This is a genomic window from Kamptonema animale CS-326, from assembly GCF_028330895.1.
GTDB classification, from domain to species: Bacteria; Cyanobacteriota; Cyanobacteriia; order Cyanobacteriales; family Microcoleaceae; genus Kamptonema; species Kamptonema formosum.
In genome coordinates, this window is record NZ_JAQMUA010000310.1 from 1 (window position 1) to 15783 (window position 15783).

11 protein-coding genes are annotated in these 15783 nt (G+C 42.6%); 5 read left to right on the plus strand and 6 right to left on the minus strand.

What is annotated here, in order from left to right; all coding sequences use genetic code 11:
* Positions 1 to 182: 182 nt before the first annotated feature.
* Positions 183 to 833 carry a uracil phosphoribosyltransferase gene (upp, locus tag PN499_RS17905; RefSeq protein WP_272033462.1) on the minus strand — a complete coding sequence of 217 codons (651 nt, stop codon included), beginning with the start codon at positions 831 to 833 and terminating at the stop codon, positions 183 to 185.
* A 444-nt stretch (positions 834 to 1277) separates the two neighbouring features.
* On the opposite strand from upp, the gene crtH reads away from it, so the two are divergent.
* From crtH to PN499_RS17920, 3 genes are all read left to right on the plus strand, one after another.
* Positions 1278 to 2822, plus strand: a complete 1545-nt coding sequence (gene crtH / locus PN499_RS17910) for a carotenoid isomerase (RefSeq protein WP_272033453.1) — start codon at positions 1278 to 1280, stop codon at positions 2820 to 2822.
* 660 nt (positions 2823 to 3482) lie between these two features.
* Entirely contained in the window at positions 3483 to 6836 is a 3354-nt protein-coding gene (locus PN499_RS17915) for an EAL domain-containing protein (protein WP_272033454.1), read from the plus strand.
* A 208-nt stretch (positions 6837 to 7044) separates the two neighbouring features.
* Positions 7045 to 7629 (plus strand): YdeI/OmpD-associated family protein, encoded by a 585-nt coding sequence (locus PN499_RS17920; RefSeq protein ID WP_272033455.1) that lies wholly within the window; start codon positions 7045 to 7047, stop codon positions 7627 to 7629.
* Between the two features lie 123 nt (positions 7630 to 7752).
* On the opposite strand, the gene PN499_RS17925 is transcribed toward PN499_RS17920, so the two are convergent.
* Entirely contained in the window at positions 7753 to 8088 is a 336-nt protein-coding gene (locus PN499_RS17925) for a hypothetical protein (RefSeq protein WP_272033456.1), read from the minus strand.
* A 219-nt stretch (positions 8089 to 8307) separates the two neighbouring features.
* Here PN499_RS17925 and PN499_RS17930 point away from each other — a divergent pair, with 219 nt between their 5' ends.
* A complete protein-coding gene (locus PN499_RS17930; protein ID WP_272033457.1) occupies positions 8308 to 8493 on the plus strand; it encodes a DDE transposase family protein in 186 nt (61 codons plus the stop codon).
* Positions 8494 to 8552: 59 nt separating this feature from the next.
* Here the strand turns inward: PN499_RS17930 and ctpC are convergent, their stop codons facing one another.
* The 4 genes from ctpC to PN499_RS17950 form a co-directional block, all read right to left on the minus strand.
* The gene (gene ctpC / locus PN499_RS17935) at positions 8553 to 9866 is read right to left on the minus strand and encodes a carboxyl-terminal processing protease CtpC (RefSeq protein ID WP_272033458.1); all 1314 of its coding nucleotides are present in this window, start codon (positions 9864 to 9866) and stop codon (positions 8553 to 8555) included.
* Between the two features lie 660 nt (positions 9867 to 10526).
* Positions 10527 to 12452, minus strand: coding sequence for an alpha-amylase family glycosyl hydrolase (locus PN499_RS17940; protein ID WP_272033459.1), 1926 nt, complete (start codon positions 12450 to 12452; stop codon positions 10527 to 10529).
* Between the two features lie 411 nt (positions 12453 to 12863).
* Positions 12864 to 13724 (minus strand): Npun_R2479 family HD domain-containing metalloprotein, encoded by an 861-nt coding sequence (locus PN499_RS17945; protein WP_272033460.1) that lies wholly within the window; start codon positions 13722 to 13724, stop codon positions 12864 to 12866.
* Positions 13725 to 13980: 256 nt separating this feature from the next.
* Positions 13981 to 14295 carry a Mo-dependent nitrogenase C-terminal domain-containing protein gene (locus tag PN499_RS17950; RefSeq protein ID WP_272033461.1) on the minus strand — a complete coding sequence of 105 codons (315 nt, stop codon included), beginning with the start codon at positions 14293 to 14295 and terminating at the stop codon, positions 13981 to 13983.
* A gap of 464 nt (positions 14296 to 14759) precedes the next feature.
* On the opposite strand from PN499_RS17950, the gene PN499_RS17955 reads away from it, so the two are divergent.
* Entirely contained in the window at positions 14760 to 15578 is an 819-nt protein-coding gene (locus PN499_RS17955) for a cobyrinic acid a,c-diamide synthase (protein WP_272033463.1), read from the plus strand.
* Positions 15579 to 15783: the final 205 nt, after the last annotated feature.

A 15783-nucleotide genomic window follows, 5' to 3' on the forward strand; every position in this document is an offset into this window, starting at 1 on the left:
GACTGGGGGAAGTAGCGGTTTTAACATCTCCCACTGTTCGTTGCTTAAGTCTCCTCGGTTCATGAGCATTAACTGCTTGCGATCGCCTATTTTTACCTATTTTCTAGGATACAACGAGTTTGAAAACACGCCCTAGCCCCTTCTTCCCCTAGTCCCTAGCCCCTAGCCCCTAGCCCCTTCTTCTAAGTGCCAAAAGTGCGATCGCCAGCATCACCCAGTCCCGGTACAATAAAACCGTGTTCATTCAGATGCTCATCGATCGCAGCGGTATAAATATTCAAACTCGGATAAAGTACACTTAAGCGCTGCAAAGCTTGCCCAGCCGCCACCACAGAGATAATCCGAATCAAGCTAGGCTCGATCCCGCGCTGAGTCAATTCCTCCATTGTCTTGATAATCGTCCCCCCAGTTGCCAACATCGGCTCACTAATTAAAACCCGCGTTTCCGGGTTAAACTCCGGCGGTAATTTATTCAAATAACAACTAACTGCCAGCGTCTCCTCATTCCGCACCATACCGAGATGATAAATCGCAGCCAGAGGAACCACAGTCTGAATTCCTTCCATCAATCCCAACCCCGCCCGCAGAATAGGAATCACCACTAGAGGCGCTTCTGGATTGATAAACGTACCCGGACATTCAGCCAAAGGCGTTTGCACCATTGCATCCACCGTAGGTAGCCAATCTCGAATCGCCTCATAAGTCAACCACCGCCCCAATTCCGTCATCGCCGAGCGAAATAATACCGACGGTGTAGCAACGTCGCGGGCGACAGCTAGCCAGTGCTTGATTAAAGGATGAGGGGGGACGAACACGCGGAGTTGGGGAGGCATCGGTAGAAAATTAGAGAAAATAGGAGTTTGAGAAAGTTTTAGAGGCAAGGTGGAATTTTTCAATTTCCAACACCCAAACTATCATACCCCCGATCCGTAACGTCGCCCTCTGGGGGGCAAAGATACCGCCCAGAGGGTGGGGCTACCTATAGCAACCGCTAAGGCATATAAGTTATTGAAAATTTTTTCCAATAGAGTTGACATAAATTTGCAACAAGGTTATAGTGATTTTTAGTGTTCTCCTCTCAAAGGATCGGCAGACGGGGGCAGTCGGCAATGGTAGACTGTTCCCGCATTTTTTTCTTCACCAGAACTTTCCACATCATAGTAACGCCGCCATCCTGGGGGTAAAGATACCGCCAGGATAGCGGCGTTACAGACAATTGCCCTTGGCTTTCAGCCAAGAATTAGTCTAAAATCTAAAATTTAAAATCTAAAATCAAAATGTCCGTTTCCACCCCATCCCAGTCATTTTCTCCTATCCCCCGTCAACAAACCAAGGAATTTGATGTCATCGTCATCGGTTCAGGCATTGGAGGACTGGTGACAGCCACCCAGCTAGCCGCCAAGGGAGCCCAAGTTCTCGTACTCGAAAGTTACGTCATTCCCGGCGGAAGTGCGGGTTACTTTGACCGGGATGGGTATCGGTTTGATGTCGGGGCATCGATGATTTTTGGGTTTGGGCAAAAGGGTACTACTAACCTGCTCACCCGTGCCCTGCAAGCAGTAAATGTCAGCTTGGAAACCATTCCCGATCCCGTGCAGATTCACTATCACCTGCCTAACGGTTTGGAAATCCAAGTTCACCAAGTATATGAGAAGTTCTTGCAAGAACTAATTGATAAATTTCCTCAAGAGCGCGAAGGAATCAGGCAATTTTACAATGAGTGCTGGCAGGTGTTCAACTGCCTCAACGCGATGGAGTTGCTTTCTCTGGAGGAAGTGGGATATCTGATGCGGGTGTTTTTCAAGCATCCCCTTGCTTGTTTGGGGTTGGTGAAGTATCTACCTCAGAATGTCGGTGACATTGCTCGTCGCTACATTAAAGATCCAAATTTACTCAAATTTATTGACATTGAATGTTACTGCTGGTCAGTAGTTCCCGCTGACTTAACGCCAATGATTAATGCAGGGATGGTGTTTTCTGACAGGCACTACGGTGGCATTAACTATCCTAAAGGCGGAGTTGGGCAAATTGCTCAAAAATTAGTAGAAGGCTTGGAAAAAGCTGGCGGAACAATTCAGTATAAAGCTAGGGTAGCGCGGATTATTACAGAAAATGGCCGCGCGGTGGGTGTGGAATTAACAACTGGCGAAATTTATCGGGCAAAACGGATAGTTTCTAATGCTACTCGCTGGGATACTTTTGAGAAGTTATTACCTGCTGAGGCGATGCCTAGTAAAGAGAAGAAATGGCAGGAACGCTATCAGAAATCTCCTAGTTTTTTGAGTTTACATTTGGGTGTTGAAGCTTCTGTGTTGCCCAAGGATACGGCGTGTCACCATATTTTATTAGAAAATTGGGATAAAATGGAAGCACCGGAAGGGACGATTTTTGTGTCAATTCCCACATTGCTAGATCCGAGTTTGGCACCGAAAGGATATCATATTGTTCATACTTTTACGCCGAGTTGGATGGAGGAGTGGGAAGGCTTATCGGTGAAGGAGTATGAGGAGAAAAAAGAAGCGGCGGCGGGGAGAGTTATTGAGAGGTTGGAACGGATTTTTCCTGGTTTAGATGCAGGTTTGGATTATATGGAAGTCGGTACGGCGCGATCGCACCGCCGATTTTTAGGCCGCGAAGATGGGACTTATGGGCCGATTCCACAGCGAAAGTTATTGGGTTTGCTGGGAATGCCTTTTAATCGGACTTCTATTCCTGGCTTATATTGTGTAGGAGACAGTACGTTTCCGGGTCAGGGTTTGAATGCTGTGGCTTTTTCCGGGTTTGCTTGCGCTCATCGAATTGCTGTGGATTTGGGATTTTGAGTGTCGATCAAAGGTTAACGGTTAACTGTTAACTGTTAACTGTTAAGAAATTACTTAGTTATGACATACCCAAAACTATCCGTAACGCCGCTTTCTAGGCGGTAAGAATACCGCCTAGAAGGCGGCGTTACGTAATCGTGCATAAGTCCTGTTAGTTTGATGGTTTGGCCCAAAGGGTTAAAGCCATCCTACAAATGACTAGGTTTATTTACTTAGCAATTAGCGATCGCACGATTTTTATTGAACACGAAGAAAACCTTATTGGCTACATAACATTGAATGAATTTTTTTGTATCTACCTTTCGATATAAAAAACAATAACGTTTTCCCAAAAAAACACAAAAATATATAACTGAACCTTATTGATTAGTCATATAACAGAATAAAATTATTTTTTATTAAATTTTCACACTTCGTTAACATTTGCAGGGAAAATTTAGATATTCTCCTAATTTAAGACAAACTGGGGGAGTCCTAATCTGTGCGTAAAGCTAGGGATCGATGGGGCTCCGAACCAGATAACAGGGTGGATTTTTACAAAAAAACTTTAATTGAGGTCTTTACGGCAAGGTTCTCAAAAAACAGACCAGCTACCTACAAAGGAGGCTGTACCTTTCTTTAATGCTGTAGGCCATAAGCGAACCTAAAGGTAAACTAACCATGCAAAAAAATGATTCTCCCATGTATCTGCCAACCTTAGATCAAGTTATAGATCGCTTCCCCTTGGCAGTTGCACCGAATACACCATTAATAGAAGTGGTTACGCTCATGGGCCAGATTCACAGCAGTTGCCCAGTAGAGCAAGATATTCCCTGTGTACCTCTCAATCCCCCAACAGCAGAAGCATCCCAATCTCTGGCCGCACCCATTATTGGAGAATCCAGAGCAGGCTGCGTTTTTGTTATCGAAGATTCGACGCAAGAATTTTCTAAACGTTCAATTTTAAAAGGGATTTTCACTGAGCGGGATCTCGTTCAACTAATTGCTTCGGGTCAGAAATTAAGAGGAACTACTGTTGCCGAGGTTATGAGTATGCCAGTTGTCACCCTCACAGAATCTAAGGATCAGGATGTTTTCACTGCCTTAATCTTGCTGCGCCAACATCAAATTCGTCACTTGCCTATATTAAATACTAAAGGTCAACTCGTAGGAGTTGTTACGCCAGAAAGCATTCGGAAAGCGATGCTACAACCAGCAAATATTCTGAAGATGCGAAGCGTTGAAGAAGTGATGGCACTGGATGTGATCCAAGCTCCTCCTACTGCTTCAGTGTTGAGTTTAGCGCAGTTGATGGCCGAACACCGCGTAAGCTGTATTGTAATTGCCAAAGAGGTAGAACAGGAAAGTGAGGAACAATCTGCGGAATTTCCTCCCAATTCCAAAGGAAATATCTACCCTTTTCCCGCCAAAACTCACCCCCCCATTCCGATTGGAATGGTAACAGAGCGAGACATCGTACAGTTTCAGGCTTTAGAGTTAGATTTGTCTCAGGTAGAGGCTCAGATGGTGATGAGTACGCCGCTATTTTCTCTCAAGCCAGAAGATTCGCTGTGGGTGGCTCATCAAGAAATGCAGCAGCGTTATGTGCGGCGATTAGTAGTAGCAGGAGATCGAGGAGAATTGTTAGGAATTCTGACTCAAACTAATTTGCTGCGCGTCCTTGACCCTATGGAAATGTCAGGGATTATTGATGCTTTGCATTTGGCAGTAGAACAACGGACTAGCGAACTCAAAAGTGCGATCGCTTCCTTAAGTTTGGCTAACACTCAGCTAGAAAGCGAAATGGCCACCCGCGAACGGGCCGAACAGCGCCTCCGCCTCCTAGAATCTTGCGTAGTCAGTGCTAATGACGCGATTGTAATTATGGATGGAGGATTTTTAGATGCCTCAGATCCTACGATAGTTTATGTCAATGAAGCTTTTACTCAGATGACGGGTTATCGCCCTGAAGAAATTGTAGGTAAAACGCCGAATTGTTTACGAGGCCCAGCTAGCGATCTTGCCCAGATCGCGAAAATTCGCAGGGCGTTTTTGCGGCGAGAACCATTGCGAATTGAATTGATCAATTATCGCAAAGATGGTTCGATTTATTGGGTAGAGCTTAATAGCGTACCTGTAAATAATGAACAGGGAGTTTTAACTCATTGGGTATCCGTGCAGCGAGATGTTACCGATCGCAAACAGATGGAACAGGCACTTTTCGAGGAAAAAGAACTTGCTCAGGTGACGTTGCAATCGATTGGCGATGGTGTAATTACCACTGATGCTGGAGGTCGGATTTATTCTCTTAATCCAGTGGCTGAAAAACTTACAGGTTGGTCAACTACTGAGGCAAAAGGTTTGCTGCTAGCTAAGGTGCTGAGGATTGTGAATGAAATCACTCGCGTACCGATGGAAAATATTACTCAGACAGCATTGCTCGAGGATCGGATTGTTGACCAGACAAATAATGGGATTTTGGTAGCTAGATCCGGCCGCGAGTTTGCGATCGATCATTCCGTTGCCCCGATTCATACTAGCGATGGTCGCATTATTGGGGCAGTAGTCGTTTTTCGAGATGTTACTCAGGTTCGCACTCAGGCCCGGCAATTATCTTGGCAGGCAACTCATGATGCTTTAACTGGTTTAGTCAATCGCCGTGAATTTGAGTATCAGTTAGAACAGGCTATTTTGGGAGCGCAAAATCTGAAGGAAGAGCATATTTTGCTCTATTTGGATCTCGATCGCTTTAAAATTGTTAATGATACTTGCGGTCATATTGCTGGTGATGAATTGCTGCGGCAAGTGAGCGATTTGTTTAAAAGTAAGATTCGGAAAACTGATATTCTGGCTCGCCTGGGAGGGGATGAATTTGCTGTACTACTTTATCATTGCCCTCCAGAACAAGGATTGAATTCTGCCGAGTCTTTGTTACGATCTATTCAGAGTTTTCGGTTTACCTGGCAAAATAAAACTTTTTCTATTGGTGTCAGTATTGGTATCGCGGCCATTAATGTAGATGCAACCTCTAGTTCCTGTATTTTGAGTGCAGCGGATGTTGCTTGCTATGCGGCTAAAGATAAAGGCCGCAACCGCGTGCAGGTTTACCAAATTGGCGATCGCGAATTGGCAAAGCAGCGTGGCGAAACTCAGTGGGCTGTGCGAATTAACCAAGCTTTAGAAGAGAACTGGTTTAGCCTTTATTGTCAGCCAATTGTGCCTTTAATTAATGTCAAAGGTAGTCCAGAACACTGTGAAGTTCTCCTCCGCCTCCGAGATGAGAAAGGTCAGATGGTCTCACCTATGGCGTTTATTCCTGCGGCTGAACGCTATAACTTGATGCACTCGATTGACCGTTGGGTAATCCGTACTTTGTTTGGTTATTTGCAAGATGCTCCTAGTTTTGTCTTCCCCAAACAAGAAAATTCAAAATCCAATCTGTCTTTTTGTACTCTTGGTAAGGCGCGTCGTCAAAATGTTAATTCCCTTTATGCTGTGAATCTGTCAGGGGCTAGTATTAATGACGATCAGTTTATTGATTTCTTGCACGAGCAGTTTACTACCTATAGGATACCACCGGAAGCGATTTGTTGGGAAATTACCGAAACTCTAGCTATTGCCAATCTCAGTAAAGCGGCAAATTTTATTAGAAAACTTAAGGATTTGGGCTGTTGTTTTGCTCTAGATGATTTTGGCAGTGGGATGTCTTCTTTTGCTTATCTGAAAAGTTTGCCTGTTGATTTTGTGAAGATCGATGGCAATTTTGTGAAAAATATTGTAGATAATCCGATTGATTTAGCAATGGTGGAGGCGATTAATCGCATTGGTCATGTCATGGGGATTCAAACTATTGCTGAATATGTGGAAAATGAAGCTGTGATGGAAAAACTTAAAGAACTTGGGGTAGATTATGCCCAGGGGTATTATTTGGGAAAACCTCAGCCTTTTCATTTGATAGTTGCTGATAGTGAGGAGGAAGTTTTGGGGGAGTTTCCGGCAAAATCTCTGACTTTTGAAGGGAAGTTGGCCTGTTAAATAGAAGGAAGAAGGAAGAAAAATTTAGTTATCTAGGAGAGAAGGAAGAATGTTTATACAGTCAGCTTTTTAGCCATCCCGATCTTATGTTTAATTAGGTGGATTTACTTAGTAAGGGGAGTTTTGAAGTTATGCAATAATTTGCGATGGCTATTCTCTATAATTTACTGGCATTAATTTACTCGCACCATTCAGATTAACTCGTTTTATGCTACAATTCGATCGCCAATTAGAAACCATTTATGCTAAAGATCGCCGGGAATGGCGAGCATGGTTGGAGAAAAACTGTAACACTTCTAGAGGCGTGTGGCTGATCTACTACAAAGTCAAAAGTAATTTACCAAGTATTAAATATACTGAAGCGGTAAAAGAAGCCTTATGCTTTGGCTGGATTGATAGTAAGGTCAAATCATTAGATGAAGAACGCTATATGCAGATATTTACTCCGCGCCAGCCTAAAAGTGTCTGGTCAAAATTAAACAAGCAATATATTGAAGAACTGGTTACACAGGATTTGATGACTGAGGCAGGTATTAAAAAGATTGAAGCGGCAAAACAAGATGGATCGTGGACTTTGTTAGATGCAATTGAAGCATTAATAATTCCCCAGGATTTAATGCAGGCATTAGAAGCAAATGAGACTGCCAACAGATATTTTCAGGCATTTAGTAATTCCAATAAAAAGAGTATCTTGTTTTGGATTGACAGTGCTAAACGTCCAGAGACAAGGTTGAAGAGAATTGAGCAAACTATAAATTTAGCAGCAGAGAACAAAAATCCATTAACACGATAGGTGAAAGGCTGTGTTGAGTTTTGATATTGCTAGTTAAGCTTTTTCTCTTAAAGGATTGGTCCCTATTGAAAAGGCTTATCGCGTTTTAAGAAGACTAAACACTTGTACTGATTAACGATTGGTTTAGTCATCGATATTGAAATTTTTACCATTACTGCGAGTAAGGGTTTTACCCTCAAACTCGTTATCGTCGTCATATTTTCCGCTAACTGTAATTTTTTCACCTACAGTCAGGTTGACGCTACCGAGAAGACTAGAGTCTGCTTCAACTACAATTTGTCCGTTGGGGGTGTTCAAAACAAATTTATCATCATCGATGACTTTGACGACTTCACCGGCAATTTGAGAAATACTCGTGCGCTGACTTAAATTAGCATTGGTCTGAGCTAAAACTACTTCAGGGATAGTAAATGTCGCGATAGCAGCGATCGCAAGACTAAGCACGAATTTAAACTTCATTTTTTGAAACTCCCGATCGATTGATGTATGAGTATTTTAATATTTAGCTATGGCAAGCAAAGGTTATATAAATATAAAAAAGGATTTTATAGTAGTCAACATCTATCAAAAGGTAGGTATATGAGATCGCTCTGTGTTTTAATGTTAAAATTATAGCTGATAGTGGCTAATAGTGGCTATTTGCTACACTATAGTCTAGCTTTTCTCCCACATCCGCCCATGACAACATCTCAATTTTATATAGTCAAACAACCTCCAGGCCATTGCGAAATTATCCCCAGCGAACAAGTAGAAAAAAAAGAAAACCCCACCCTCCTAGAAAAGTGGGGCCCCTATAATTCACAACAAGAAGCGATCGCGCGTCGCATCGGTTTAATTCGAGCGGGAAAATGCCAACCTCAATAACAGCTAAAGTATGAAGACTTACACCTGGGGTTTCTTTGCTCGATCGCGTAATTCCTGTTTTACTTTTTACTCTTTGATTTAGCTTTCGTTTCCGCCTGATCGTTGCTTCCTTGCTTCGCGACAATCTCCTGAGTCAAAACATCCAAAGCCTTGGTATATTGCGGATCTGCTAGCGTCGCAATCTTATTGCGATCGCTCCTCAATTCCTGCTTTTGGGCCTCCGTCAGCTCAACCTTAAAATCTGGTTCAATCCCCGCATGATTAATATCCGTGCCATTGGGTGTAAAATACTTCGCGATCGTCACCGCCATCCCCGAACCATTGCCCACACCCCTTACTGACTGCACCAAACCCTTACCAAAAGTCTTGGTTCCCACCAAAACGGCTCGCTTGTTATCCTGTAAAGCACCCGATAAAATCTCACTAGCACTCGCAGAACCGCCATCCACCAAAACTACCAATGGTTTATCTGTCATCGCTCGTTGATTCGCTGTTTGGCGATCGGCTTCACCTAAGCGATCGACTGTGGAAACAATAGTACCTTCTTTAAGCCACATCCGCGCAATTTCAATACTTCCATAGAGCAAACCCCCTGGATTCGATCGCAGATCTAAGATATAGCCCGTTACCTTCTTTTGTTCCAAAGACTTGATCGCATCTCGCATTTCCGATGCCGCATTGGCGCTAAACTGATTCAAGCGGATATATCCTATATCTCCCGCTGAACTTTTGTTAACAGAAGAACGTACAGGATGAATTTCAATTTTAGCCCGCTTTAGCTTAAAATCTATTTCCTTATTTCCTCGTAAAATTGTTAGCGTTACTTGGCTATTAATCGGGCCGCGAATCAGGTTTACCGCCTGAGTCGTATCCATTCCCGCCGTACTTTTCCCATCAATTTTGGTAATAATATCTTTCGCCAAAATCCCAGCTTGAAAAGCAGGAGTATCCTCTATCGGCGAAATTACCACCAACTTTTTCGTTTCCTCATCTTGAGTTAGCTGAATACCAACGCCAGTCAATTCCCCAGAAGTATCAATCTGCATATTCCTGAACTCTTCCGGGTTCATGAACCGCGTATAGGGGTCATCCAGCTTCTTCAGCATTTCGCGGATAGCCTTATATGCTTCCTCGTCACTGGTATAAGTACGGTTAAGATAATCATTCCGCACTGCTTTCCAGTCAACCTGGTTGAAAGTACCATCTACATAACTTTTGTCAATTATCTGCCAAACTTCATCGACCAGTTCCTTGGGGCTCTGGCGAAAGGATGCTTGACTTTGGGAAAGATGAATACCTGCCCCAGTTACTGTGACAGCAGTCAGCATAACCGCTGTCGCACTTAGAATAAGCCCACGTTTTGTTATTACCATCTGTCTGCTGTGCTGGAGGAAAAGGTTGTGAAATAGTTAAGCTCAATGTAACACACGCAACGGTCAGGAATTAAAAATTAACAATTAAAATAGGACTATAAGTATCGCTAAGGTAAGGCCGCTGTCTCGGCGGTAAAGTCACTGCGGAGACGGCGGTGCTACCCAATTGCTGAAGGTAAATGTAAAGATGTACAGCGACAAGGGAGGCTAGCTCTAGAGTTTAGTACAAAGTATAACCCTAATTTTAGAGTAATTTAACTGGCTTTATTGAGGGGTAAAGCAGTTTTGTCATTACCTTTTCATAATTTGAGGGAGTTAAGGTGACGAAAAGTCGGATTTGAAGAGATTAATATTGCTATTGCTGCTAAATAGCAAAGAAATTATCATAATAGAGCTAAATAACCTGGGTTTTGATCGACTAATCTTTGAAGATGTTTTAAAAGTATAACAGACTTACGCAACCAACCAAAGAAACCGGGTTTTTTGACGAAAATACTTCGCCCTTATCCACAGATTCTCTCAAAAACCCGGTTTCTGGGACTCCCTGCGTAAGTCATATATAAGCGAGTCAAAAAATTACTCACAAGGTGCTGGTTTCTTCAAATCTCAGCATAAGCCTTGTGAGTTTTTTCACACCCTACCCTACTTTTAAAACCTCCTCTAAGACTCACGTCCTGATGACCATTTATCACGCCATTTAACCGTGCCTTCGTGAGCTAAAACCCAGCGGCGGCAAACTAGATTTTCTCGCAGGGGTGACTGTCCCTCCCGCAATAAAACGTACTTGTAAGCAATCAACTTGCCCGCACTTTCATCAAAAGGAATCTCACCAAACCAAGTATTAGTATTGATGTATTCCAGTGGGTAAGCCTTGCTAATATCCCAGTTGCCCAATTCTGGACAATCTCCAATCACAACTACTCTTTCTCCAGGCTGAGTTTGAACGCTATTGAGCTGAGCTCGCACAATTACTTGACCTTTAACTCGCTCGCCGACGTGACTGAAGATAATTACTTCCTTAGAATCGAGTTCTAAATTATGCAACATCCTGTCTTTAACTTCAAACTTACGGCGTGATAAAACGTCCGTATGTTCTCCATCTGGTAACTCAGTATCAACCGATTCAATTGTTACAGGAATACCCCGATTCATGGCTACAAATACCACTGAATCGCGATATCGCCGCACGTAACAATAAACATCAGGAGTCAAATACTTTTGCCAGTGGCTACCCATTGAAATAGCAGGATTTAGCCGCCGTATACCAGAGAGCAATCGCAGATCGCGGTAAATTGGCGTGTCGGTTTCCCAACTTTCCATCATCGGGCGGTTGTAGGGGTCATTGCCGCCATCTGTATCATCGTGGAGGTACTGTTCAGTACCATAATAAATGCAGGGAATACCGCGAGTTGTCATAATTAAATCAATCGCCAGCCGCAGCATTTCTGGGTCAGGATTTAATGATTGAAACCGGGGCATATCGTGATTGTCAATAAATGTAATCAACTCCGTTGCCCCGTAATAGCGATGATCCAGGTTCAGAACATCCTGAATTAAATTAAATCCTCCTTCCGCACCCTGTGCCAAAGCTCCTCGAATTGCCACGCATAAGCCAAAGTCCAACATTGTCATTCCAGACTCATTGGCAAATTCAACTGATTTGTCGCTTCTGGGATCGCTATAAATCCACTCTCCAAAGATGAAAACATCCGGTCTGTGAGTTAAAATATCAGCGTTAAATTCTTGCCAAAACCAGATCGGCATATGCTTGACCGTATCCACTCGTAAAGCATCAACACCTCGGTCTAACCATTGTTTAATCGCTGATTTGATGTAGTTTCGGTATTCGATATTGTTTTCATTGAAAGTAGCTAAACCACTAAGTTCGCAGTTTTGTACCTGCCATTCATCTTCCCAGTTTTGAACCTCGCCGTAGTGGTGATACCAGTTATTTTTGTCGTCGTTGAAATCAGCTATTTTCACTCCGTCGTCGTAGAGTTCGCCCTTTTTACCACTAAAATCTGGGTTGCTGTGATTGCAGACAATATCCAGAATAAGTTTCATATTCCGTTTGTGCAGTTCAGCAATTAAGCGGTCAAACGTTGTATTTCTTGTTTCTTGAGTTTCATTAAGAGAAGGGTTTTCACCTTTAGCTATGAAACGAGGATTGAGCCGTTTAAAATCTTTGATCCAGTAACCGTGAATAGCGGCTTGTTCGATAAACAAGGCTTCAACTTGCTCAAACAAAGGAGTTAACCAAAGTGCTGTCACTCCCAGATTTTTTAAGTAGTCAAGTTTATCAATAACTCCTTGTAAGTCACCACCCCAATATTTACCCCAGTCTTTTCCTTCGGGATCGTAAAGTTCCGGGTTTGGCCCTTCGCTATTTTCCGCATCGCCATCGAAGAAGCGATCGACTACGATGAAATAAATGGTTTCTTGGCGAAATTCTATATCTCTGGTATATAGAAATTCTAAGTCAATCTCGCTTTCCTGTTTAACTTCTTCTACTAGAGCTTCAACTTCTGCTTGGGGATTATTTACATGATATTGTTCTGAAGTTTGAGTGGGAGTAACGGGTGTCATAAGATTAGCTTTCAGATATAGTTTAATAGCAAAATTTGCTTAACAGTGAGCAAGGCTATATTTGCTCACTGTTAAGACTGCCTTTTACAGCATCATACGGAATGTTTTTGTGCGTGCAATCTTCCTTTAGACGGAGGGCGGACTCATGGTTGAGGAGAAATGTCACAGCCGTCGATAAGTAGAAGGAAGAAGGAAGAAGGAAGAAGGAAGAAGGAAGAATGTTTATACAGTCGGCTTTTTAGCCATCCCGATCTTATGTTTAATTAGGTGGATTTACTTACTGTCATTAGTTCAGTGACGTAACGCTGCCATCTTGGGGGTGACATGACCCCCAAGATGGCAACCGTACTGTGATTTTACCTAAGTCTTGATGTAATTAATTCCGTCCGACTACTTAAAGCATTATTACTGCTAACTCACTACCGCCAACTCAGAACTAACCGCAGGGTGTTCTACCCGAAATACATTCGCGCTGAGGTTAGCAACAATTTGTTTCCCTTGCTGCGTCAGTTCCAAATATGCGATCGCATCCTTAATATACCGATAGACCCCATTCCAGTAAAATTTAGGATATGCTTGCAACATATCCCCCGGAGTCTCATAGCCCCAAATCTGATTCATGCCTGACTCCTCAAACTCATAAAATAGCGCACCAATCTTTTGCAAATATCGCGGGTCGCTAAACTGACCAATAAAATCAGCAGCCCGCACCAAACCAGGATAATTAATCGTATCTTGCCGATCTTCCCCCGCAGGCACCGGAAAACGAGTTAGCTCAATATTGCGCTTAATTATCTCAGTATCGATCAGTTTGTGACCGCCAAAACGCTCATCAATAAACTGTTTTCCTCGGTCAACTCGATAAGGCGCGAGGCTAGCATCCGTCGCCCCAAACGGCAAAGAAACCTTAGTCTCCCCTATACCAGCCGCATATACTCCCAAATCGCATCGATCTTGGCGGCAGACACCTTTAACATACCCAATATCATGACAAAGCAGAGATATGTGAAAATGCAGCCAATCTTCGCAAGAAACACCACCCTCACGGATGTGTTTGCCACGCAAAATTTCCTGTCCCACTAACGTCACTAAAATAGTATGTTCGATATTGTGGTAAAGCGCATCACTATTAGCAATATTTTCCAAAGCCATACTGCCCGTCCAGCCAATAATATCTGCGTAGTCGGACTTGTACCCTCCGTAAGTATGGTGATAGCCATCAGTCAGCCGTTTCACGAAATCATCAATCAGCAGCTCAGTTGCATTAAACATCTTCAGTTCCTTTACCCAAACTGAGTCTCGAATTTACCGTTGGACTTTTTTACCTGCTACTACCGTTTGATGTTGATTTTGACCAACCTACCTATCTGGATTCAATGGTCTGTACAGACTTGTCCACCAATATGAGTTATTATTGCTCAAATTACGGAAATAAACATCCCGGATACAATCCCACTTTCAGGAAATTTTAACATCCATTTGCCATACTCTCACAATCCATCCAATAAGTTCCCGATCGCCCCTTCGATTAGCAGTAAGGCGTAACATCTTCCCCGCATACATCTGCCAAAAACGACAGCGCCCGGAAACGCAACCATACCAACTCGTCATAAACCGGGTTGAGTTTGCAAAGAGGTGGTATGTGGAAAAGCTGATGACCCCATAGGTAAATGTCTCTCTCAAAGGGACATTGAGCCGGAATAAACTCGCACAGTCGTCGAGCCACTTGGGGGTCACGCACCTCAATCCCATCCAGCCATTGACGCAGCGGGTGCAGGAGTTTATCTTTAAGACTTGGGTGCAATCGATCGCTTTCTGAGAAAATATTTGTAGTAATTTCCATGACTAACTTCAGAAATTGTTCTCAATCAAGGCTATTTCAGCCTGTTTCAATCATCAGCTAAATTCACCGTTGTCTCTGTGATGCAAATAAGTCCTCTCTGTGACTTTCACAGCAGTGGGATGTGAGGTAAATCAGCTATTTTTGTGATTTTAAACAGGTTAAGAGTGTGAGGCGGATCGCGGAAGGTGCAGGATTGTAGAGCTTTAAGCTTTGAGTTTTGAGATTGCTTCGTTCCTGACAATGCGCTTTACCCTACAGGTAGGCTAAGCCAAAACTGTACATGAGCTTTGAACTTTGAGTTTAAAGACCTACTCAAAAGCTTTCTCGTTCTACTACTAATCATCGGGGCTTCTATAATATTTCATAGCTGATAACTTATAACTACCTTACCATAAGCTTTATTTCCACTTAGTTAAGAATTGCAATTTATTACTCTGTCAACTTACCGCTCTCGGTTTCAGATGATGGCTAACCAACAACATCAATACGCCGATTTTTCTCAACAATACAATCCGGCAAATACTATTTTAGATAAACTCCCTGTCGAAGTCAAAAAATGGGCTGAAAGTTTGCCTTGGAACCAGCGGCGTTACGTTTTGTCCTTGTCTTACATACTTTGTGCATCTTCTCCTCAGATGCAAGCAGAGTTTTTGGATGATTATACAGCAGATGGCTTAGTTTCAAAAATGCTAGAAGATGTCGATACTCTCAACAGAGTCAAGCAACATCTCATCGGTTTTCGTATTCAAACTGAACTGAATGAATCTGTACTTAGAGGCTATATTCGACAATTTTATATCCATTCTGCTCAAGATACACACCGACAACCCGATCAATACTTAGAATCAGCATTACGTTTAGTTTTGAGTACAGAAGAGCGCAATAATGTTTTCTCTTATATTTTAGGAATTGAGTTCATTAAAATTATGTTTAAAATGAGTTGGTTGCAGCAGGAAAGGTTGGCAAGGCTACAGAAAAACCAGGAAATTTTTATTAATAGTTACATCAAGCCGATTCAATACGCCCATAAACTCAACGGTCTAGTTGTACCTAAAGATGAAAAAATATTTTTTGCCCGCCGTACTTATTATATCAAAGTTCCTGAGATTAGCTATAAAAAGTTGATCGAGTTAGTCATGGCAACTTTTACTACAGATAAAGTTAGCAATTGTGGATTTGCTATTATGCGTCATATAAATTCTTTCCGCTTTGATTACGAATATATTTTTAATTCTGCACCCGACGATATCTTTCCCCCAGAATTTGAATCTATCCCTAATTAAATTAGAAGAAGGGACTAGGGGCTAGGGGCTAGGGGCTAGGGGAAGAGGGGGAGCAACTTAATCAATTAAAAATTAAAAATGCAAAATTAAAAATTGTGAGATTTAATTTTTAATTTTTAACTTTTAATTAGGGCTTGCTGAATCAGTGCCCGGAGGTGATGCAGTCTGGGTTATGCGATCGCGGAGGGAGAGTATGGTGCAAGAA

What these genes read in the sequence shown, in the direction of transcription:
- crtH (WP_272033453.1), top strand. Translation starts at nt 1,278, where the DNA reads ATGTCCGTTTCCACCCCATCCCAGTCATTTTCTCCTATCCCCCGTCAA.
- PN499_RS17925 (WP_272033456.1), bottom strand. Translation starts at nt 8,088, where the DNA reads ATGAAGTTTAAATTCGTGCTTAGTCTTGCGATCGCTGCTATCGCGACA.
- PN499_RS17920 (WP_272033455.1), top strand. Translation starts at nt 7,045, where the DNA reads ATGCTACAATTCGATCGCCAATTAGAAACCATTTATGCTAAAGATCGC.
- upp (WP_272033462.1), bottom strand. Translation starts at nt 833, where the DNA reads ATGCCTCCCCAACTCCGCGTGTTCGTCCCCCCTCATCCTTTAATCAAG.
- PN499_RS17955 (WP_272033463.1), top strand. Translation starts at nt 14,760, where the DNA reads ATGGCTAACCAACAACATCAATACGCCGATTTTTCTCAACAATACAAT.
- PN499_RS17930 (WP_272033457.1), top strand. Translation starts at nt 8,308, where the DNA reads ATGACAACATCTCAATTTTATATAGTCAAACAACCTCCAGGCCATTGC.
- PN499_RS17915 (WP_272033454.1), top strand. Translation starts at nt 3,483, where the DNA reads ATGCAAAAAAATGATTCTCCCATGTATCTGCCAACCTTAGATCAAGTT.
- PN499_RS17945 (WP_272033460.1), bottom strand. Translation starts at nt 13,724, where the DNA reads ATGTTTAATGCAACTGAGCTGCTGATTGATGATTTCGTGAAACGGCTG.
- PN499_RS17940 (WP_272033459.1), bottom strand. Translation starts at nt 12,452, where the DNA reads ATGACACCCGTTACTCCCACTCAAACTTCAGAACAATATCATGTAAAT.
- PN499_RS17950 (WP_272033461.1), bottom strand. Translation starts at nt 14,295, where the DNA reads ATGGAAATTACTACAAATATTTTCTCAGAAAGCGATCGATTGCACCCA.
- ctpC (WP_272033458.1), bottom strand. Translation starts at nt 9,866, where the DNA reads ATGGTAATAACAAAACGTGGGCTTATTCTAAGTGCGACAGCGGTTATG.